This window comes from Micromonospora sp. NPDC049274 (genome assembly GCF_040678875.1).
Classification (GTDB): domain Bacteria; phylum Actinomycetota; class Actinomycetes; order Mycobacteriales; family Micromonosporaceae; genus Micromonospora.
In genome coordinates this window covers 155,560-174,667 of sequence record NZ_JBFAQS010000013.1, presented here as the reverse complement: position 1 = coordinate 174,667, position 19,108 = coordinate 155,560, and the positions used below count along the sequence as shown (strand labels likewise).

Sequence of the window (19,108 nt, the reverse complement as noted above, 5' to 3'; positions counted from 1 at the left end):
CCGAAGCTCGACGGGTGGTGTCTCCTCAGCGACCCATACTGTCACATGTAGGCACAAATGGGACGAAATCGGTCATTGGTCGAGTAGCTGTTCCACGCCGTCCAGCAGCCGTTGCAGCCCGAACTCGAAGAGGCTGTCGGCGTCGAGCTCGATCGGCGACCGAGAGAGTCGGGCCAGGTGCGGAAACTCGCCGGCCGCGAGCAGCCTGCCCAACGCGTCGGCCTGGGCCACCATCCACTCGTCGTCGGTCAGGCCGGTGTCCTGTTCCGCCTCGGCTCCCTGCTGCAGGTTCACCGCCGTGCCCCGCACGTGGTTGGCCAGGGCGACCACCAGGTGAAGCTGGGTCTGCTGGTCCAGGCCGTACCCGGCGAGGGCGCGCAGGGCGCATTCCGTGTGCGCGACGGCGTGCGGTGCCATCAGCGGGCGGGTCAGCGAGACGACCTGGGCCAGCCAGGGGTGTCGACAGTAGATCGCCCACTGCAACCGGCAGAGCAGCTCCATATGGGCCCGCCACCCGGGCGGGAACGTGCCGGGCAGCCGATGTGCCGCGAAGGCGGCGTCCGCCATCAGCAGCACCAGGTGCTCCTTGCCACGGACCTGCCGGTACAACGACATGGTCGGCACGTCCAGGTCGGCGGCGATGCGCCGCATGCTCAGCCCCGCCAACCCCTCGGAGTCGGCGATCCCGATGGCCGTCCGCACGACCTGGTCGCGGGTCACAGCGTGGGCGGGCCCGCGCCGCACGTCGGCCCGGCCGCCCCGACCCGACGCTGCCGGCTCCGAGCCGCAGACCACCATGCCCACGCCGGGTACCGCCCGGAGCAGGCTCTCCTGTCGGAGCACTGTGAGGGCGCGGCTCGCGGTCGCCATGGCGACCCCCCACTCCCGCACGATCTGCCGGGTGGACGGCACCCGGTCGCCGGGGCCCAGCTCACCCGACGCGATGCGCCGCCGCAGCTCGGCGACGATGCGCAGGTACGGGGGTGTGGACTCGTCGATCTCCGTCATCGTCGCCCTCCCGCCGGCCGGAGCCCGACCCTAGCGCACTAGAGCACCGGGAGTCGTTCCACAGATGTTCCTCGCAGCGGCCCGCAGGTGCACTAGAGCTACCTGGCCACCCCGTCCCCGAGTCGACATGCTCCCCCACAGGCAGCGCGTACGCCGTACACATTCCAACGATGGGGGACCTCATGACCAGCATCCCGTACCGCCGGTGGGTCGTCGCGATCGGCGCGGCCGCGCTCCTCGCGGCGGCGACGGCAGTCGGCCCGGCCGTGGCGGCCGGCCGTCCGGCCGCGGCCGTGGTGCGAACCGACCAGGGCGCCCTCCGCGGGACCGTCGCGGCCGACCACCGGACGTTCGAGGGCATCCCGTACGCGCGCCCGCCGCTGGGCGCGCTGCGCTGGGCCCCGCCGCGACCCGGTCCGCGGTGGACGGGCGTACGGGACGCGACCCGGCCCGGTGCCGCCTGCGCCCAACTGAAGGGGCTGCCGATGGACGACGCGTCGGCGTCCGAGGACTGCCTCTACCTCAACGTCACCACGCCGCGCGCTTCCGCCCGAACGCCTCGACCGGTGCTGGTGTGGCTGCACGGCGGCGACTTCCGGTTCGGCCAGGGCGACGTCTACGGCGGGGAGCGGCTGGCCGCCGAGGGCGACGTCATCGTCGTCACGGTGAACTACCGGCTCGGTGCCCTCGGCTTCCTGGCGCATCCGGCGCTGGCCGGCCCGGACGGGTCCATCGGCAACTACGGGTTGCAGGACCAGCAGGAAGCGCTGCGCTGGGTCCGGCGCAACGCGGCTGCCTTCGGCGGGGACCCGGGCAGCGTCACCCTGGCCGGGCAGTCAGCCGGTGCGACAAGCGTCTGCGCCCACCTCGCCGCGCCCGGTTCCGCCGGCCTGTTCCACCGCGCGATCATGCAGAGCAACTCGTGCGCCAACCCGGTCCAGTCCCGGGCGGAGGCGGTCCAGGCGGCGCAGGAGTTCGCCGGGCGGGTGGGCTGCACCGACGTCGGTGCGCTCGCCGCCTGCCTGCGAGGGCGGGACACGGCCACGCTCGTCGACGCGGTCGGCTACCCGGGCACGGGCGTCGACCTGGGCCCGACCGTCGACGGCCGTACCCTGCCGGTGGATCCCGCGGACGCGTTGACCCACGGCCGGTTGCGTCAGGTGCCCGTGTTGACCGGAACGACCCGCGACGAGTCCACGCTCCAGGTGTGGGGGATGGAACGCGGCGGTATGAACTGCGCCCAGCCACCCGCGCCGGGGCAGGAGCCCGAGTCGTGCCGGCTCACCGACGACAAGTACCGCGAGCAGGTACGCGCCATGTTCGGCGACCGGGCCCAGGAGGTGCTGGCGCGCTATCCGAGCGACGAGACACGCTCCGCCAGCGCGGCGTTGGGGGCCGTGTGGACCGATCAGGGGTACGCGGAGCCGATCTACACCGCCGCGCTGGCGTTCGCCCGCAAGGTGCCGACGTACGTGTACGAGTTCGCCGACGAGGACGCGCCGTTCTTCACCGAGGGGCCGGCGCCGACCTTCCCGACCGGCGCGTACCACTGCGCGGAACTGCCGTACCTGTTCGACGTCGACTACGCCGAGGCGCTCACCCCCACCCAGCGGCGGCTCTCCGGGGAGATGGTCCGCGCCTGGAGCGATTTTGCCCGTACGGGCCGGCCCGGGTGGCCCCGCCTGCGCGAGCACGCCCCGTACGTGCGGGTCCTGGCCGGTGGCGGCGGATCGGGCACGACGGACTTCGCGGCGGCACACTCGTACGACTTCTGGCGGTCGCTGCGCGGCTGATGCCGTGCCGGGCGGTCGTTCCATCGTGGATCGGCCGCCCACCGCTTCGGGCGGGTCAGCAGGGTCCGGTGCCCTCGTCGAAGAGCCGGCGGGCCCAGTCGGCGTACCCGGCTATGGTTTTTCGGACCGTGCGTCCGTCGTGCAGGAAGAGGTACGCGCGGTCGCCGCTGCGGGCGAGTAGCCCGTCGAGCCGATGCGTCCCCTGTGGAGCCGGGAGCCGCGCGACCGACGGGTAACGCTCCCAGACCTCGTCGATCGGTGAGCCGGCCGTGATGCCCTCCGGTGTTCGCATCGGATCACCGACCCACAACAGCACCAGTCTGTCCTCGACGAAGACCGGGCTGACCGTGTCGTGGCCGGTGAGCACCGGGCCGCAGGCGTCCTGGTCGGTGCGCAGGACGCCTCGGCGGGTCAGTTCGGCCTCGGTGTCGCCGAACTCGATGTTCCGCAGGCCGTTCAGGTCGATGACCTCGACGGTGCCGGCGGGCCGGTTCGGCGGCATCCGGCCGGGTGGCGTCGTACCGCTGCCCGCGATCGAGGCAGCAGTCAGCAGCATGGCAATAAACGCGAATTGTCGCAATTTCATGGAGTCCCCCAGTCCCCAACGGACCGGGGCCGCTCAGGTTGCTGCCCGTCGCCGGATTACTGGTTTTCCCACTGTTCGACTAGCTCGTCCCAATAGTCGGCGCTGAGTCGCCGCCGACCGTGCGTCAGCCACCCGTCGGTGTTGCGCTCCAGATGCAGGCCCACCTCGGCGAACGGATCGATCCACGTGCCGCGTTCGACGCCGAGCTGGACCAGTGCCGCGTTTATCGGCCACTCCTCCCGCGGCCCGTCGAGGACGTCGTCGAAGCGCGGACCCCAGGACAGGGCGCCGCCCAGCCACACCACCGCCGACTGGTGGCCGACGCCACCGCCGAACTCGGCCTCCACGTACGCCACCGGCCCCGACCGCGACCAGCGTGCCAGCGGCTCGACCAGCGCGGGCGACAGCACCAGGTCGAACGGACGGGCGGCGCTCCGGTCGTCCGTCGCGTAGTCCGGCAGCGAGCCGGTCAGCTCGACCACCAACTGTGGGGTGATCGGCAGCAGGGCGAAGTCCTGCCGCAGCTCGCCGAGGACCGCGTGATCCAGCCCGGCGGTCTGCTCGCGGAGCAGTTCGGCGTCCGCGACCACCGCGCTGAGCTGGTAACCCATCGAACCCTCCGCCGTCCACAGCCTGTGGATAGAACATGTGTACGACGGCTCCGGTGTCCGCCGGTCCCTGGCACGCTACCGGTGCCGCCGCCGGTGTCGCCGTCGCCGTTACGGCTGATGCGGTCTCGGGGCCACGTCGCGCAGGGCCGCGGCGAGCAGATGTGGGTGCGAGAGCATCGGGTGATGGCCGGTGGGCAGTTCGACCACGCGGGTGGCGCGAGCGGCCTGAGCACGTTGCAGCGCGGGTGGGGTGGCGCGGTCCTCGGCGCACACGATCGCCGTCGACGGTCGGTGACGCCACCCGGCGTGCTGGACCGGGGCGGTGAGCACCGCGGCCGCCTGGCGGGTCAGCCGGGCGACGGCGCCCTCGACCGCCTGCTCGTCACAGTCCTGGAGGAACAGCTCGCGCACCGAATCACGCCGTACACCGAACGTGCCGTCCGGCGAGAAGTCCAGGTAGGGGGCCGGCTCACCCGGGCCGAGATCGGCCAGGGACTGGCCGACGTCCGGCAGGAACGAGCTGACGTACACCAGGTGGCGCACGTCTCCGACGGCCTCGCTGCGGCCGACGGTCTCGGCGGGCTCGCCGGTCTTGGGGGCGCCGGCGGCCTCGGTCGCGACCACGCCGCCGTAGGAGTGCCCGACAAGCACCGCCGGCCCGACCTCGCGCAGCACCCGGCGGGTCTCCGCGACGTCCGCCGCGAAGTCGGCAGCCGCTCCCGGCACCTCGCCGCAGCTCGGTAGCCGGACCGCGACGCTGTCCATGCCGTCGGCACGCAGCGCGGCAGCGACCCGCGACCACCACCACTCCCCGTCGCGGACGCAGGCGCCGTGCACGAAGACAACAGTCATCACCGTCTCCCGTCCGGCGAACCTTCAGTGGGTCGCCCCGCCATCGACGTTAGGCGGTGATGAGCCGTCAGGCGCGGCGGGGGAGGTGGGTGAGGAAGGCTCGCCAGGTTGTCGGCGCGAAGGTGAGGGCCGGCCCGCTCGGGTCCTTGGAATCCCGTACGCCGATCACGCCGGGCAGGTTGTCGGCGACCTCGACACACGCGCCGCCGTTGCCGCTGCTGCGGCTGCTCTTGCGCCACCGGGCGCCGTTCAACTCCATGTCTCCGCCACTTCCGTCATCAAATCGACCGACTGCCGATGCGACAGCGCCTCGCCGCGCACGTTCTCCCATGCGGCCATCATGGCCGCGATGTCGTCCGGGTCGCTAGCCACTTGTCCCTGGAGCTGGTTGTCGAGGTAACCGGCGACCCGGTGGTCGTGACTGTGTGCGATCACGAACGGCCCGTTGAGCCCGGCGTACGCCCCGACCGCGCTGGGCACGACGTGCACCCGGATGTGCGGCTCCGCGCACGCCGCGACGACTGCCAGCAGTTGCTCGCGCATGGTCGCCCGGCCGCCCACCGGTCGGTGCAGGATCGCCTCGTCGATGACGGCCGTGAACTGCGGCGGGTCGTCCCGCTTGAGCACGCCCTGGCGGTTGAGCCGCACGCTGAGGTGCCGCTCGATCTCACCGCGGGGGATCAGGCCCGCGCCGCCGAGCACCGCGCGGGCGTACGCCTCGGTCTGGAGCAACCCCGGCAGGACCGTGGACTCGAACCAGCGCAGCGACACCGCCTCGCGCTCGATTTCCTGCCACGGACGAAACCAGATGGGGTCACGACGTCTTGAAGTGTCCGGCCAGATGTCCGACACGTCCTTGTGGAGGGCTTCCGCTGCCGCGAACCGGTGCCGAGGATGCGGAATGCGCCCCTCGGTCAACCAACGCGCCACGGTCTTCGGGTCGACACCGACGGTCTCGGCGAGGGACTCGGTGGTGTGCCCGGTGTCGTTGAGCGCCACCCGCAGCGCGTCGTTCATGGCTCCTCCACCGGATGTCTCGAATATCTGGAGACCATATAGCTACGGGGTGTACTTGTCCGGTTACGCGCCACAGGGTGGTCCACAGAAGACGGCGAGGCCGGTGGAGGCGCGAGAGCCCGGCGGCCGACGTCAGTCAGAGGGCCGCCCCGGCGGGGAGGGCGGGGCGGCCCCCTTCCACAGCGAAGGAGGCCCGAATTGCGCCGCCGCCACCGGAACCACCTGCCCACCCGTCCCACCTGGCGCTGCGCGGCGTGCGGCATCGCCTGGCCCTGCTCGGCGGCGAAGTTGCGGCTGCTCGGGGAGTACCGGCACGACCGGCTGGCGTTGACCGTCTACCTGGCGACGCTCCAGGCCGAAGCCGGTGAACACCTCCGGGACGTCGACCCGGCCCGGCTCACCGAACGCTTCCTCTCCTGGGCCCGCGCCCGAGGGTGAGGGCCTGGCCGGGGGCGTTCGCTGCGACGAGCGCGCGGGCGTCGCTCGCCCTCTCGTCAGGGGCGCCAGATGACGAGGCCCACGTCCTGTCGGCGCTCGGCGAAGCGGCCGTCCCGCGCCGCCGCCGTCAACAGTTCACGCAGGTCGGCCTCGAAGGCGGCGAGCCGGTCGGCGAACAGGTGCGGTGCCGAACTGGACAGCGAGAACACCGCCGAGACGATCTCGTCCACCGAGCGTTCCACGACCATGCCCTGCTCGACGGTGACCCGGGTGGGGCCTGTGAAGCCCGCCGCCAGCATGATCTCCCCCTCGCCGCTGGGAGTGCCCGAGGGCAGCGATCCCTGACCGGCCCGGCGGACCGGCCCCAGGTAGCGCGCGACCAGTTCGTTGATGCGCGGCCACGGCGGATGAGGGTATGGCAGCGGGTCGTCCCCGGTCACGCCCTGATGCGTGGTGGCGCTGACGTGGACCCAGGCCCCGTCCGGCGCGAGCATGTCGCGGACCCGCCGGGCCACGAGTGGCCGATCCATCCAGTGGAACGACTGCGCGAACGTGGCCACCCGGAACGTACCCAGATCTGCCGGCAGCGCCTCGGCGCGCAGGCACCGCCACTCGACGGTGGTCCCGGCCGCCTCGGCTCGGCGCTGCGCCTCGGCGAGCATGCCCCGGTCCGGGTCGACGCCCACCGCCGCTTCGAACAGCGGCGCGAGCAGCAGCGTCAACGAGCCGGGGCCACAACCGACGTCCAGGAGGCGACCGGTGCCGTCGAGGTCGAGCGCCGTACGGATCGCGTCGGCCAGCTCAGGTGGATAGGGCAGCCGGCCCACGCTGTAGTGACGCGCGCTGCCCGCGAACAACGTCTCGTCCCACTCCCACGCCATGCCGTCGATGAGACCACAGGGGTGGACAGGGGCCGACCGATATTCGGTCGAGGTCTTCCGCAGACGACTCAGGGCCGGTCCCCGTGGGGGCCGGCCCTGTCGTTCTGCCTGCTCAAGCGAGCGGAGGATACGAGATTCGAACTCGTGAGGGTGTAAACCCAACACGCTTTCCAAGCGTGCGCCCTAGGCCTCTAGGCGAATCCTCCGCGAGCCAGGATACAGGCCCCCGCCGGCCGGGCCACCCCACCACCCCCTGAAGATCGACGGGCGGTCGGGTAGGGTTGGCGTCACCTCCCGTGCGGCGGTATCTCGTGAACCTCCCCAGGGCCGGAAGGCAGCAAGGATAAGCGAGCTCTGCCGGGTGCACGGGAGGCCTTTTCGTCTGTAGGCCGGTTGATCCACTCGACATCCTTGATGTTGGGCCATCCCAGGCACGCGGACACCCCGATTTCCAGGAAGCCGAGTCGATCAAGCGCGGCAACCCGGGGTAACCCAAGCTGCCCGGCGGGGTGGGTGGTCACCCGCGCCCGACCGGCGCAGAATGGCTCGGTCGAGAGGAGGCGGGACGAGTGACGCTGGCGCTCTACCGCAAGTACCGGCCGCGTACCTTCGCCGAGGTCATCGGGCAGGAGCACGTCACCGAGCCGCTGTCGCAGGCGCTGCGCAGCGGGCGGCTCAACCACGCCTACCTCTTCTCCGGCCCTCGGGGCTGCGGTAAGACGACAAGCGCCCGGATCATGGCCCGCTCGCTCAACTGTGAGCAGGGCCCCACCCCCGAGCCGTGCGGCAAGTGTGACTCCTGCCGCTCGCTGGCCACCGACGGTGCCGGCTCGATCGACGTGATCGAGATCGACGCGGCCAGCCACGGCGGTGTCGACGATGCCCGCGAGCTGCGCGAGCGCGCCTTCTTCGCGCCGGCCAGCAGCCGCTTCAAGATCTACATCATCGACGAGGCGCACATGGTCTCGACCCAGGGCTTCAACGCCCTGCTCAAGCTCGTCGAGGAGCCCCCGGAGTACGTCAAGTTCATCTTCGCCACCACCGAGCCGGAGAAGGTCCTCGGCACGATCCGGTCGCGGACCCACCACTACCCGTTCCGACTGTTTCCGCCGAAGGTGGTGCGCCCCTATCTGGAGCAGCTCTGCGAGGCGGAGGGAGTCACCGTCGAACCAGCGGTCTTTCCGCTTGTGGTACGCGCCGGTGGCGGCAGCATGCGGGACAGCCTCTCCGTACTCGACCAGCTCATCGCCGGCGCCGGCCCGGAGGGGGTCGGCTACGCCCGGGCCGTCGCGCTGCTCGGGGTCACCGACTCGGCGCTGATCGACGAGATGTGCGACGCGCTGGCCGCCGGTGACGGCGCGGCCGCGTACGCCACCGTGGACCGGGTCGCCGAGGCCGGGCACGACATGCGCCGGTTCGCCTCCGACCTGCTGGAGCGGTTCCGCGACCTGATCGTCCTGCAGCAGGTGCCGGACGCCGCCGCGAAGGGCCTGATCGACGGCCCCGCCGACCAGCTCGAGCGGATGGCGGCCCAGGCCTCGCAGCTCGGCTCGGCCACGCTGTCCCGCTGCGCCGACATCGTGCACAACGGGCTGGTCGAGATGCGCGGCACCACCGCACCCCGGTTGCTGCTGGAGCTGATCTGCGCCCGGATGCTGCTGCCCGGCGCGGACGACTCCACAGGCGGCCTGCTCCAACGCCTCGAACGGATGGAACGCCGGCTCACCCTGAGCGGCACCGACGCGCCGTCGGCCGCCGCCGGCTCCGCGGCAGCGACCCACCAAGGGGTACGCCCACAGCACGCCCCTCCGGTCCCGGCTGCCGCCACCCCGGCACCCGCCAACGCCCCGACCTCCGCACCGCCGTGGGATGTCGACCCGTCCGCGTCCCCGACACCGGGCACGCGGATCGCAGCCGCTGCGGGTTCGGGTGCTGCCGTCCCGGGTGCTGCCGGACCGGGCGTTGTGGGCTCGGGTGCTGCGGGTTCGGGCGTCGTGGGCTCGGACGTTCGCGCACCCGCCGCACCGACGTCGTACGCACCCTCGGGGGCCGACTCACCGATTCCGGCATCGCCCGGAGCTTCGGCCGTCGCGGCGTCGACCTCCGCTGACCCGGCCGCGCCCGTCTCGCCCGCCGGAGCGGGCACCGGCTCCCCGGCCCCGCGTCGCGTGGTGCCGCCGTCGGCCGTACTGCCCGACCCGGCGACACCCGTGCCACCGCGCCCCGGCGCGCCGGCCGCCGCACTGGACGCGGTCGCGGTCCGCCGTGCCTGGCCCGACGTGGTCGGCAAGGTCAACCGGACCAACAAGCGGATCGCCGCCCTCATGCGTGACGCGGTGGTGCGGGAACTCGACGGCGACATGCTGGTGCTGACGGTCAAGTCCACCGTGCTGGCAAAGATGATGGCCGATCACGCGGCGGTGCTCACCGACGCGCTCTACGAGGAGTTGGGCGGGCGCTGGCAGATCCGCTGCGAGGTGGCCGGCGAGCGGGGTGGCGTGTCGCTGTCCGGCCCGCCGCGCTCCCAGCCAGCCGCGCCACCCCGCCCGGCCGCCCCGCCGAACGCACCCGCTGCCGCTCCGACGAGCGCTCCGCCCGCGGCGAACGGGCACGCCGCCGCCCCGAGTGCTGGCCCGGCGAACGGGCACGCCGCCACCCCGAGTGCCGGCCCGGCGAACGGGCACGCCGCCACCCCGAGCGCCGGCCCGAACGCCGCGTCGACCGCGCATGCCGCTGCCCCGAGCGCTGGCCCAGCGAGCGCCGCGCCGAGTGCCGGTTCGGCGAGTGGCGCGTCGAACGGGCACGCCGCCGCGCCGAGCGCCGGTCCGGCGAGTAGTGCATCGAACGCGCACGCCGCGCCCGCGACGAACACGTACGTCTCGACCAACGCGACCACTGCCGCCGGCCCGAACGCACCGTTCACCGCCGGGAATTCCACGGGTACTGCCGGCCCGGGTTCGCGGGGCGGTGTCGGTGCGGGCGGGTCCACCGGTCACGGTGGGGGTAGCCAGCCCGCCGAGGCGGCCGCCGATGACGAGGACTGGCCGGAGGCGGCCCGTCCCGGCGGCAACGCCCCGGCCCCGGCCACGGATGACGAGGACTGGCCGGAGGCCGCCCGACCTGGCGGCGCAGCCACGGCCGACGGTGTCCCGGACGATTCCGGCTCGGCACCGACGTCGGTCAGCACGAACGGTGCCGGCGGCCCTGCCGGCCCGGGTGCGGCGAACGGCTCCAACGGCGGCAATCCAGGTGGCACAGGTTCGACGACAGGTAGGCCGGGCGCGGGGGCGGCCAACCCGACGGCGGTGGTCCGGCAGCCGGCGGCAGCCGGTGGCGCCCCGGTGAGCAGCGCCATCGCCGCGGCCCGCGCGGCGGCGGCGGGGCGCGGTCCGCGTACCGCATCGGCGGCCCGACCCGTCGCGGACGCCGAATGGGCCGGCGAGCCTCCCTACGACCCGGACTTCGACGGCCCGCAGCGCGGTAGGCGGCCGGGGGGCGCGGCGCCGGCGACGGCACCGACCTACGAGGGGTTCGATCCGGGTGACGAACCGTTGGACGAGGTCATCGACGAGAAGACCGCCCGGGAGTCGAGCGAGGAGCAGGCGGTACGGCTGCTCCGGGAAACCTTCGGCGCCGAGAAGATCGACGAGGTCGACGCCCGCTAGATCCGCGTTCCCTTGATCGTTGGCAGCTGAGCGACTCGACACGCCGAGTGCCGCCCCGCTGAGCTGCCAACGATCGCCGTGCCCGTGCCGCTCAGCCACGTCAGGTCGCCGCGGCCGATTGGTTGGGTGTCGGCCGGTCGGCGGGGGTTTCGGCGAGCAGGGCGCCCAGGCAGCAGGCCCACACCGGAAAGGGCAGCACCGCTACGCGTTCCATGCCGCCGACGCCGATCCCGAAGCCCTCCTGGGCGAAGAACAGTACGGTTCCCGCCAGCGCGGTCAGCCCGGCGGCGAGCGTGAGCGCTCTCCAGCGGCCGAGCACCGTGGTGTTCGGCGCGAAGCCGGCGAGGAGCAGCCCGACGTTGCCCAATCCCATGATCAGGAATGCGCCGAGGACGTGCAGGTTCTCGTCGACGTCGGCCGGGTAGCGGGCCGCCAGGGCATACCCGCCGGCCGCCAGCAGCAGCAGCGTCTGCGCGGAGCGCACCAGCCCGCCGCGACCGAGTGACCGCCAGGTCAGCAGGAGCCCGGCGGCGAGCAGGACGGCGGTGGTCAGCATCGCGGCGTTCATCAACGGGTGCCAGGGCGAGCAGACGTATCGGGGTCTGGTGGTGTCCCAGATGCCGCAGTGGACGTTGCCGAGGTCGCTGATGTTGTGGGTGGCCCAGCTGTAGGCCGGCTGGCGCCAGCGCAGGCCGGTGACCAGGCTGGCGACGAGGAAGATCGGTGCGGCGACCACCCAGCACAGTGCGCCGGCCCGGCCCGTGCGGTTGAGGTTCATGCCGTCGAGCAGACCAGTGCGGCAGCACCCGGCGCACTACCCGCAGATGGCCGGTTCGGGGTAGTGGTAGCCGTACCGTCACGGGGGCAGTGGTCGTCAGCTCGTCGGACACCGTGCCCGTCGCCGAGTCGCTGGTACGCGAGCAGTACGACCGGCTGTGAGCCGCGTCATTCCCGGCCCGCGCACGGCGCCGGCAAGGCTCGGCGGGGCGGACGCACCGGGCGGGAAGGGGTCGGTCCCAGCGGTTAGGCTGGTCGGCGGCCGAGCAGACGAGTGCGAGAAGGAGCCATCCGTGCGCCCAGGTGGACAGCCGAACATGCAGCAGATGCTGAAGCAGGCGCAGAAGATGCAGCAGCAGATCGCCGCCGCCCAGGCCGAGCTGGCCGAGGCCGAGCTGACCGGCACCGCCGGCGGAGGGCTGGTCACCGCGACCGTCTCCGGCTCCGGCGAGCTGAAGACCATCAAGATCGACCCGAAGGCCGTCGACCCGGACGACGTGGAGACGCTGGAGGACCTGGTGGTCGCGGCCGTGCACAACGCCGCCGAGGCCGCGCGCGAGTTGACCGAGCGCAAGATGGGTCCGGTCGCCGGCGGCATGGGCGGCCTCGGCCTGCCCGGTTTCTGAGCCGGCAGATGTACGAGGGCGCCATCCAGGACCTGATCGACGAGTTGGGACGACTGCCGGGCGTGGGCCCGAAGAGCGCCCAGCGGATCGCGTTCCACGTCCTGTCGGCCGATCCGGCCGACGTCACCCGGCTGGCCGGCGCGCTGCGCAAGGTCAAGGAGCTGGTGCGCTTCTGCACGACCTGTTACAACGTGGCCGAGTCCGAGCAGTGCCGGATCTGCCGCGACCAGCGCCGCACCGACGAGGTGCTGTGCGTGGTGGAGGAGCCCAAGGACGTGGTGGCCATCGAGCGGACCGGTGAGTTCCGCGGTCGCTACCACGTGCTCGGCGGCGCGATCAATCCGCTGGAGGGGATCGGCCCCGACAACCTGCGCATCAGGGAGCTGATGACCCGGTTGAGCGGCGGCGCGGTCCGGGAGTTGATCCTGGCCACCGATCCGAACACCGAGGGCGAGGCGACCGCCACCTATCTGGCGCTGATGGTGAAGCCGATGGGGATCGCGGTGACCCGGCTGGCCAGTGGGCTGCCGGTCGGCGGCGATCTGGAGTACGCCGACGAGATCACGCTGGGCCGGGCCTTCGAGGGGCGTCGCGCCGTCTGAGCCCCGCAGCGTACGGCCGATGGCTGGCACCCGACCGGGGTGCCAGCCATCGCTGCGTCACTGCCCGGAAATGATCTGACACCAGGTCCCTCATTGGGGCGGTTCGACGTAACAGTTTGGCATCGTGGGTGCGGAATATACGGTCGCGGGGCCGTTTCACCTTCGAATCGTTTGTCAAGCAGCGATTGAGGCACGATCCGATACCAACAGTCCACTCAGCGGTTTCCGGGTGGACACAACGAGAGCTATGGTCACGGCCATCGGTGACCCCTGTCACCACGTTGTCCGTACCCCCAAGGACGAGGTGAAGCACACATGCGTGCACCCAGGCCGAAGGTCGCCATCGCGGCCGTCGCGGTCGCGGCCCTCGCGGTAGCAGGCTGCGCCGAGAGCAACCGCGACGACAAATCCGGCGGTAGCAAGAAGGACACCCTCGTCTTCGGCGTCGCCGGAGACCCGAAGGTGCTCGACCCGAGCTTCGCCAGCGACGGTGAGTCGCTGCGCGTGGCGCGCCAGGTCTTCGAGACCCTGGTCCGACCGGAGGAGGGTGGCACGAAGGTCACCCCCGGTCTGGCCGAATCCTGGACCCCGGACGCCGCCGGCACCACCTGGACGTTCAAGCTCCGCTCCGGCGTGAAGTTCCACGACGGCACCGACTTCAACGCCGAGGCGGTCTGCGCCAACTTCGACCGCTGGTACAACGCCAAGGGCCTCATGCAGAGCCCGGACGTCACCGCGTACTGGCAGGACGTCATGGGCGGCTTCGCGAAGAACGAGAACGCGGACCTGCCGCCGAGCCTCTTCAAGTCCTGCTCCGCAAAGGACGCGACCACTGTCGACCTGGCGTTCACCCGGGTCTCCAGCAAGATCCCGGCCGCGCTGATGCTCCCCTCGTTCTCCATCCACAGCCCCAAGGCGCTGCAGGAGTTCGACGCCAGCAACGTCGGCGGCACCGCGCAGGACATCAAGTACCCGGCGTACGCCACGGCGCACCCGACCGGCACCGGCCCGTTCAAGTTCAAGTCCTGGGACGTCGCGAACAAGACGCTGACCCTGGAGCGCAACGACGACTACGCCGGCAACAAGGCCAAGCTGAAGACCCTGATCTTCAAGACGATCTCCGACGAGAACGCCCGCAAGCAGGCGCTGCGCTCCGGTGACATCCAGGGCTACGACCTGGTCGGCCCGGCGGACGTCGAGCCGCTGAAGAGCGAGGGCTTCAACGTCCTCACCCGCCCGGCGTTCAACGTGCTCTACCTGGCGCTCAACCAGAAGGGCAACCCGAAGCTCGCCGACATCCGCGTCCGGCAGGCCATCGCGTACGCGCTGAACCGTCAGCAGCTCGTCGACTCGAAGATGCCTCCGGGTGCGAAGGTCGCCGACAACTTCATGCCGGACACGGTCGACGGCTGGAACGGTGACGTCACCAAGTACACCTACGACCCGGCGAAGGCGAAGGCTCTGCTGGCCGAGGCCGGCGCGTCGAACCTGACCCTGAAGTTCCACTACCCGACCGAGGTCACCCGGCCGTACATGCCGAACCCGAAGGACATCTTCGAGCTGCTGTCGGCGGACCTGAAGGCCGTTGGCATCACCGTCCAGGCGATCCCGCTGAAGTGGAGCCCGGACTACCTGAACGCCACCACGTCCGGCAGCAAGCACGACATCCACTTCCTGGGCTGGACCGGCGACTACGGCGACGCCTACAACTTCATCGGCACCTTCTTCGACCGGCCGAAGGACGAGTGGGGCTTCAACAACAAGGCCCTGTTCGAGCAGTTCAAGGACGCGGACACCACCGCGGACATCGCGGCCCGGACCGAGAAGTACAAGGCCCTGAACAAGTCCATCATGGACTTCCTGCCGGGTGTGCCGATCTCGCACTCCCCGCCGGCGATCGTGTTCGGCAAGGACGTGACCGGGGTCAAGGCGAGCCCGCTCACCGACGAGCGGTACGCCACCGCCGAGTTCAAGTAGGTCCTGCACCAACGCAAGGAACGCGGGCGGGCGCTGTCACACAGCGCCCGCCCGTAACCCTCCGCAACCCTTCGAGGCCGCCGTGTTCCGGTTCATCGTCAGACGCCTGCTGCAGCTGATACCCACGCTGTTCGGGCTCTCCCTCCTGCTCTTCATCTGGCTCCGGCGACTGCCCGGCGGCCCCGAGACCGCCATCCTCGGCGAGCGCGGCACGCCCGAGATGCGCGCCGCGATCCGGCACAACATGGGCCTCGACGAGCCCATCCTCGTGCAGTACGGCCGCTTCGTCCGACGGATGGTGCAGCTCGACCTGGGCACCTCGACCTCCACCAAGAGGCCGGTCACCACCGAGTTCATCGAGCGCTTCCCCGGCACCGTCGAACTGACCATCACCGCGATGGTGATCGCGATCGGTGTGGGTATTCCGCTGGGCTACCTGGCCGCCCGCCGTCGGGGCCGGTTCTTCGACCACGCCTCCGTGGGCGGCTCGCTCATCGGCATCTGCATCCCGGTCTTCTTCCTGGGCTACGTCCTCAAGGCGATCTTCTCGGAGAACCTGCACTGGTTCCCGTCCAGCGGCCGTCAGGACCCGACCCTCGGAGCGACCCGGATCACCAACTTCTTCGTCCTCGACGGGTTGATGACCCGCGAGTGGGACGCCGCCGCCGACGCGCTATGGCATCTGGTGCTGCCCAGCATCGCGTTGGCAAGCATCCCGCTGGCGATCATCGTCCGGATCACCCGGGCGAGCGTGCTGGAGGTGCTCAACGAGGACTTCGTGCGTACCGCCGAGGCCAAGGGCCTGACCGAGCAGACGGTCCGGCGCCGGCACGTGCTGCGTAACGCGATGCTGCCGGTGGCCACCTCGATCGGCCTGCTCGCCGGCGGCCTGCTCTCCGGCGCCGTGCTGACCGAGACCGTCTTCGCCTTCAGCGGCATCGGAGCGTTCGTCGCCGAGGCGATCGGCCAGCGCGACTATCCGGTGCTGATGGGCTTCATTCTGATCATCGCGGTGGTGTACGTGCTGGTGAACCTCCTGGTCGACCTCTCCTACAGCTTCATCGATCCGAGGGTGAGGGTGCGATGACGCTCAGCCCAGGCAAGAAGCGCGAGAAGATCGACCGGCTCTCCGAGTTGGCGGCCCGCGATGACGAGCGGGGGGTGAGTCTCTGGCAGGAGGCGTTTCGCCGGCTGCGCGGCAATCCGGCCGCGATCGTCGGCGCGGTCATCCTGGCCCTCTTCGTGCTGGTCGCGGTGATCGGCCCGTTCCTCGTGCCGTACGCGCCGACCGACACGATCGGCATCCGGGAAGGGCTGATCAAGCCCGGTGTCATCCCCGGAGTCGACGGCGACCACTGGTTCGGGTACGACCACCAGGGCCGCGACGAGTTCAGCAGAATGATCGTGGGCGCCCGGCAGACCCTGCTCGTCGGTGTGGTCTCCACGCTCATCGGTCTCGCCATCGGTGCCCTGATCGGTGGCGTCTCCGGTGCCGCGGCCGGCCTCGGCGGGCGGTGGGGCCGGTGGATCGACACCACCCTGATGCGGTTCGTCGACATGCTGCTGGCGATGCCGAGCCTGCTGCTGGCGGTGAGCATCGCCGCCCTGCTCGGGGCCAGCCTGACCACTGTGATGATCGCGGTCGGCGTGGTTTCGGTGCCGGTCTTCGCCCGGCTGCTGCGCGGCTCGATGATCTCCCAGGCCAACAGCGACTACGTGCTGGCGGCCACCTCGCTCGGTGTGAAGAAGTCGAAGATCGCGTTGACCCACGTCGTACCCAACTCGCTCGCCCCGGTGATCGTGCAGGCCACCCTGACCCTGGCTACCGCGATCATCGAGGCCGCGGCGCTCTCCTTCCTCGGCCTGGGCAACCCGGACACGGCCGTACCGGAATGGGGTGTGATGCTCGCCGACGCGCAGCAGTACCTGGGTATCCGGCCGTCGTTGGCGATCTACCCGGCAATCGCGATCATCATCACCGCGCTCGGGTTCACCCTGCTCGGTGAGGCGATGCGTGAGGCCCTCGACCCGAAGCTGCGGAAGTAGGCCCGGTCATGGCACTGCTCGAAGTTGACGATCTGTCCGTCACGTTCGCCCGGCGTGGCCAGCGTGCCGTGCACGCGGTCGACGGTGTGTCCTTCTCGGTCGACGCCGGTGAGGTGGTCGGCCTGGTCGGCGAGTCCGGCTGCGGCAAGAGCGTCACGTCACTGGCGATCATGGGCCTGCTGCCGAAGCAGCCCGGGTTGCGGGTTGGTGGGAAGGCCGTCTTCGACGGCACCGACCTGCTCCAACTCGACGATCGGTCGCGGCGCGACATCCGCGGCCGGGACATCGCCATGATCTTCCAGGACCCGCTGTCCTCGCTGAACCCCGTGATCCCGATCGGGTTGCAGGTGACCGAGGTGCTCGCCCGGCACCGGGGGATGAAGGGCGAGGCCGCCACCAAGGAGGCGGCCGAGCTGCTCGACCGGGTCGGCATCCCCGACCCGAGGCGCCGGCTGAAGGAGTACCCGCACCAGCTCTCCGGCGGGATGCGGCAGCGCGCGCTCATCGCCATGGCGGTGGCCTGCCAGCCTCGGCTGCTGATCGCCGACGAGCCCACCACCGCTCTGGACGTCACCATCCAGGCCCAGATCCTGGAACTGCTCAAGGCTCTGGTCCGTGACTCGGGCACCGCGTTGCTGATGATCACCCACGACCTCGGGGTGGTGGCCGGCATGTGCGACACCGTCAACGTGCTCTACGGCGGCCGGGTGGTCGAGACCGCCCGACGTCGGCCGCTGTTCCGCGCGCCGCGCCACCCGTACACCGTGGGTCTGCTCGGCTCGGTGCCGCGCCTGGACGCCGGGCGGGGCGAGAAGCTCAACCCGATTCCCGGCTCGGTCCGCGACCTGCTGCCGTGGCCGGACGGCTGCGCCTTCGCGCCGCGCTGCGCTCGGCGGACGGACGAGTGCGTCGGTGAACCGCCGCAGCTGGTGCTCGCCCACGACGGTCGTAGCTACCGGTGCGTCAATCCGGAGCCGGTGCCCGGCACCGTGCCCGCCCCGCGCGAGGAGGAGCCAGCGTGAGCGAGCGTAGCGAGCGAACCATCAGGCACAGCAGCGTGGCGTCTCACGCCGGCGCGGAGCGAAGCGGAGTGTTGGCGTGAGCGACAACGACGCGCTCGTCGAGGTTCGCGATCTGAAGGTGCACTTCCCGATCAAGCGGGGAGTGCTGTTCGACCGGGTGGTCGGCCATGTGCAGGCCGTCGACGGTGTCGACCTGACCATCGCGCGTGGCAAGACGTACGGCCTGGTGGGCGAGTCCGGCTGTGGCAAGTCCACGCTCGGGCGGGCGCTGCTCCAGCTCACCCCGCCGACGTCCGGGGAGGTCAGCTTCGACGGCGTCGAGCTGACCACGCTGGCGCCGGGCAAGCTGCGCGCGATGCGCCGCCGGATGCAGATGATCTTCCAGGATCCGATGTCCAGTCTCGACCCGCGGCAGAACGTCGAGTCGATCCTCACCGAGGGGATGCAGACCCACGGGATCGGCGCCGACCGCACCGACCGGCGGCGGATCATCGGCGAGACGCTTGACGCGGTGGGGCTGCCGCGCTGGGCGCTGTCCCGCTATCCGCACGAGTTCTCCGGCGGACAGCGGCAGCGCATCGGCATTGCCCGCGCGCTCGTGCTCGGGCCCGAGCTGATCGTCGCGGACGAACCGGTCTCCGCGCTGGACGTCTCGATCCAGGCCCAGGTGGTCAACCTGCTCGACGAGCTGCAGGACAGCCTGGGGCTGACCTACCTGGTGATCGCGCACGATCTCGCGGTGGTACGGCACATCTCGGACACGGTCGGTGTCATGTACCTGGGCGCGCTTGTCGAGGAGGCGCCGAGCGACCGGCTCTACACGGAGCCGCTGCACCCGTACACGAGGGCGCTGATGTCGGCGGTGCCGGTGCCGGACCCGGACGTGGAGGACCGGCGGGAGCGGATCCTGCTCGCCGGCGACCTACCCTCGCCCGCCAACCCGCCGTCCGGCTGCCGCTTCCACACCCGCTGCCCGTGGGCGCAGCCCACCCGCTGCTCCGACGAACGACCGGTGCTGCGGGAGATCGGCGCCAGCCGGGTGGCCTGCCACTTCGCCGAGCAGATCGCCAGCGGTGAGCTGCGCCCGCACCAGGTCAGCGCGCAGATCACCCGGCCCGCCGACGAGGGCGACGCGCCGGGCGTGGTGTCGGCGCCCAGCGAGCCCGGCTCGTACGTCTGAGGCGCACCTGGTCCGCGTGAGCGTGGC

General features: G+C 71.2%; 18 protein-coding genes, 1 tRNA gene and 1 other RNA gene. 11 read left to right on the top strand and 9 right to left on the bottom strand.

Annotated features, from left to right (window positions below; genetic code table 11):
• Positions 1 to 72: 72 nt before the first annotated feature.
• Positions 73 to 1,008: a TetR/AcrR family transcriptional regulator C-terminal domain-containing protein gene (locus AB0K10_RS23610; RefSeq protein WP_363686737.1), complete on the bottom strand. Its 936-nt coding sequence runs from the start codon at positions 1,006 to 1,008 to the stop codon at positions 73 to 75.
• Positions 1,009 to 1,178: 170 nt separating this feature from the next.
• Between AB0K10_RS23610 and AB0K10_RS23605 the strand changes: the two genes are divergently transcribed.
• On the top strand, positions 1,179 to 2,801 hold the full coding sequence (locus AB0K10_RS23605; protein ID WP_363686735.1) for a carboxylesterase family protein: 1,623 nt from the start codon (positions 1,179 to 1,181) through the stop codon (positions 2,799 to 2,801).
• A gap of 55 nt (positions 2,802 to 2,856) precedes the next feature.
• On the opposite strand, the gene AB0K10_RS23600 is transcribed toward AB0K10_RS23605, so the two are convergent.
• The 5 genes from AB0K10_RS23600 to AB0K10_RS23580 all read right to left on the bottom strand — a co-directional run bounded on the left by AB0K10_RS23600 (position 2,857) and on the right by AB0K10_RS23580 (position 5,867).
• A complete protein-coding gene (locus AB0K10_RS23600) occupies positions 2,857 to 3,351 on the bottom strand; it encodes a hypothetical protein (RefSeq protein WP_363686792.1) in 495 nt (164 codons plus the stop codon).
• Positions 3,352 to 3,443: 92 nt separating this feature from the next.
• Complete coding sequence (locus AB0K10_RS23595; protein WP_363686733.1) at positions 3,444 to 3,998, bottom strand: hypothetical protein; 555 nt, start codon at positions 3,996 to 3,998, stop codon at positions 3,444 to 3,446.
• A 108-nt stretch (positions 3,999 to 4,106) separates the two neighbouring features.
• Positions 4,107 to 4,850 (bottom strand): alpha/beta hydrolase, encoded by a 744-nt coding sequence (locus AB0K10_RS23590; protein WP_363686731.1) that lies wholly within the window; start codon positions 4,848 to 4,850, stop codon positions 4,107 to 4,109.
• Between the two features lie 67 nt (positions 4,851 to 4,917).
• Positions 4,918 to 5,109: a DUF397 domain-containing protein gene (locus tag AB0K10_RS23585; RefSeq protein ID WP_363686729.1), complete on the bottom strand. Its 192-nt coding sequence runs from the start codon at positions 5,107 to 5,109 to the stop codon at positions 4,918 to 4,920.
• Positions 5,100 to 5,867, bottom strand: coding sequence for a helix-turn-helix transcriptional regulator (locus tag AB0K10_RS23580; RefSeq protein ID WP_358102759.1), 768 nt, complete (start codon positions 5,865 to 5,867; stop codon positions 5,100 to 5,102). Before AB0K10_RS23580 ends, AB0K10_RS23585 begins: the two co-directional genes overlap by 10 nt.
• Before the next feature lie 198 nt (positions 5,868 to 6,065).
• Between AB0K10_RS23580 and AB0K10_RS23575 the strand changes: the two genes are divergently transcribed.
• Entirely contained in the window at positions 6,066 to 6,305 is a 240-nt protein-coding gene (locus tag AB0K10_RS23575; RefSeq protein ID WP_363686727.1) for a flavin reductase, read from the top strand.
• 56 nt (positions 6,306 to 6,361) lie between these two features.
• Here AB0K10_RS23575 and AB0K10_RS23570 read toward each other — a convergent pair whose 3' ends face one another.
• Positions 6,362 to 7,186 carry a class I SAM-dependent methyltransferase gene (locus AB0K10_RS23570; protein ID WP_363686725.1) on the bottom strand — a complete coding sequence of 275 codons (825 nt, stop codon included), beginning with the start codon at positions 7,184 to 7,186 and terminating at the stop codon, positions 6,362 to 6,364.
• Between the two features lie 121 nt (positions 7,187 to 7,307).
• Positions 7,308 to 7,392, bottom strand: a tRNA-Ser gene (locus tag AB0K10_RS23565).
• A gap of 82 nt (positions 7,393 to 7,474) precedes the next feature.
• On the opposite strand from AB0K10_RS23565, the gene ffs reads away from it, so the two are divergent.
• Both ffs and AB0K10_RS23555 read left to right on the top strand, forming a co-directional pair.
• An RNA gene (gene ffs, locus AB0K10_RS23560) (signal recognition particle sRNA small type) lies at positions 7,475 to 7,564 on the top strand.
• A 191-nt stretch (positions 7,565 to 7,755) separates the two neighbouring features.
• Positions 7,756 to 10,851, top strand: a complete 3,096-nt coding sequence (locus tag AB0K10_RS23555) for a DNA polymerase III subunit gamma and tau (protein WP_363686723.1) — start codon at positions 7,756 to 7,758, stop codon at positions 10,849 to 10,851.
• Positions 10,852 to 10,951: 100 nt separating this feature from the next.
• Here the strand turns inward: AB0K10_RS23555 and AB0K10_RS23550 are convergent, their stop codons facing one another.
• Positions 10,952 to 11,629: a DUF998 domain-containing protein gene (locus tag AB0K10_RS23550; RefSeq protein ID WP_363686721.1), complete on the bottom strand. Its 678-nt coding sequence runs from the start codon at positions 11,627 to 11,629 to the stop codon at positions 10,952 to 10,954.
• 316 nt (positions 11,630 to 11,945) lie between these two features.
• Between AB0K10_RS23550 and AB0K10_RS23545 the strand changes: the two genes are divergently transcribed.
• The 7 genes from AB0K10_RS23545 (at position 11,946) to AB0K10_RS23515 (ending at position 19,081) form a co-directional block, all read left to right on the top strand.
• Complete coding sequence (locus AB0K10_RS23545; protein WP_266249772.1) at positions 11,946 to 12,254, top strand: YbaB/EbfC family nucleoid-associated protein; 309 nt, start codon at positions 11,946 to 11,948, stop codon at positions 12,252 to 12,254.
• Positions 12,255 to 12,262: 8 nt separating this feature from the next.
• Positions 12,263 to 12,856: a recombination mediator RecR gene (gene recR / locus AB0K10_RS23540; protein ID WP_007466277.1), complete on the top strand. Its 594-nt coding sequence runs from the start codon at positions 12,263 to 12,265 to the stop codon at positions 12,854 to 12,856.
• Between the two features lie 315 nt (positions 12,857 to 13,171).
• Entirely contained in the window at positions 13,172 to 14,833 is a 1,662-nt protein-coding gene (locus AB0K10_RS23535; RefSeq protein WP_363686719.1) for an ABC transporter substrate-binding protein, read from the top strand.
• An 82-nt stretch (positions 14,834 to 14,915) separates the two neighbouring features.
• Complete coding sequence (locus AB0K10_RS23530) at positions 14,916 to 15,920, top strand: ABC transporter permease (protein ID WP_363686717.1); 1,005 nt, start codon at positions 14,916 to 14,918, stop codon at positions 15,918 to 15,920.
• Positions 15,917 to 16,879, top strand: a complete 963-nt coding sequence (locus AB0K10_RS23525) for an ABC transporter permease (RefSeq protein WP_363686715.1) — start codon at positions 15,917 to 15,919, stop codon at positions 16,877 to 16,879. The genes AB0K10_RS23530 and AB0K10_RS23525 overlap by 4 nt, the downstream gene beginning before the upstream one ends.
• Before the next feature lie 8 nt (positions 16,880 to 16,887).
• Positions 16,888 to 17,901 carry an ABC transporter ATP-binding protein gene (locus AB0K10_RS23520; RefSeq protein WP_363686713.1) on the top strand — a complete coding sequence of 338 codons (1,014 nt, stop codon included), beginning with the start codon at positions 16,888 to 16,890 and terminating at the stop codon, positions 17,899 to 17,901.
• A gap of 76 nt (positions 17,902 to 17,977) precedes the next feature.
• On the top strand, positions 17,978 to 19,081 hold the full coding sequence (locus tag AB0K10_RS23515) for an oligopeptide/dipeptide ABC transporter ATP-binding protein (RefSeq protein ID WP_363686711.1): 1,104 nt from the start codon (positions 17,978 to 17,980) through the stop codon (positions 19,079 to 19,081).
• The last annotated feature ends 27 nt before the right edge of the window (positions 19,082 to 19,108 follow it).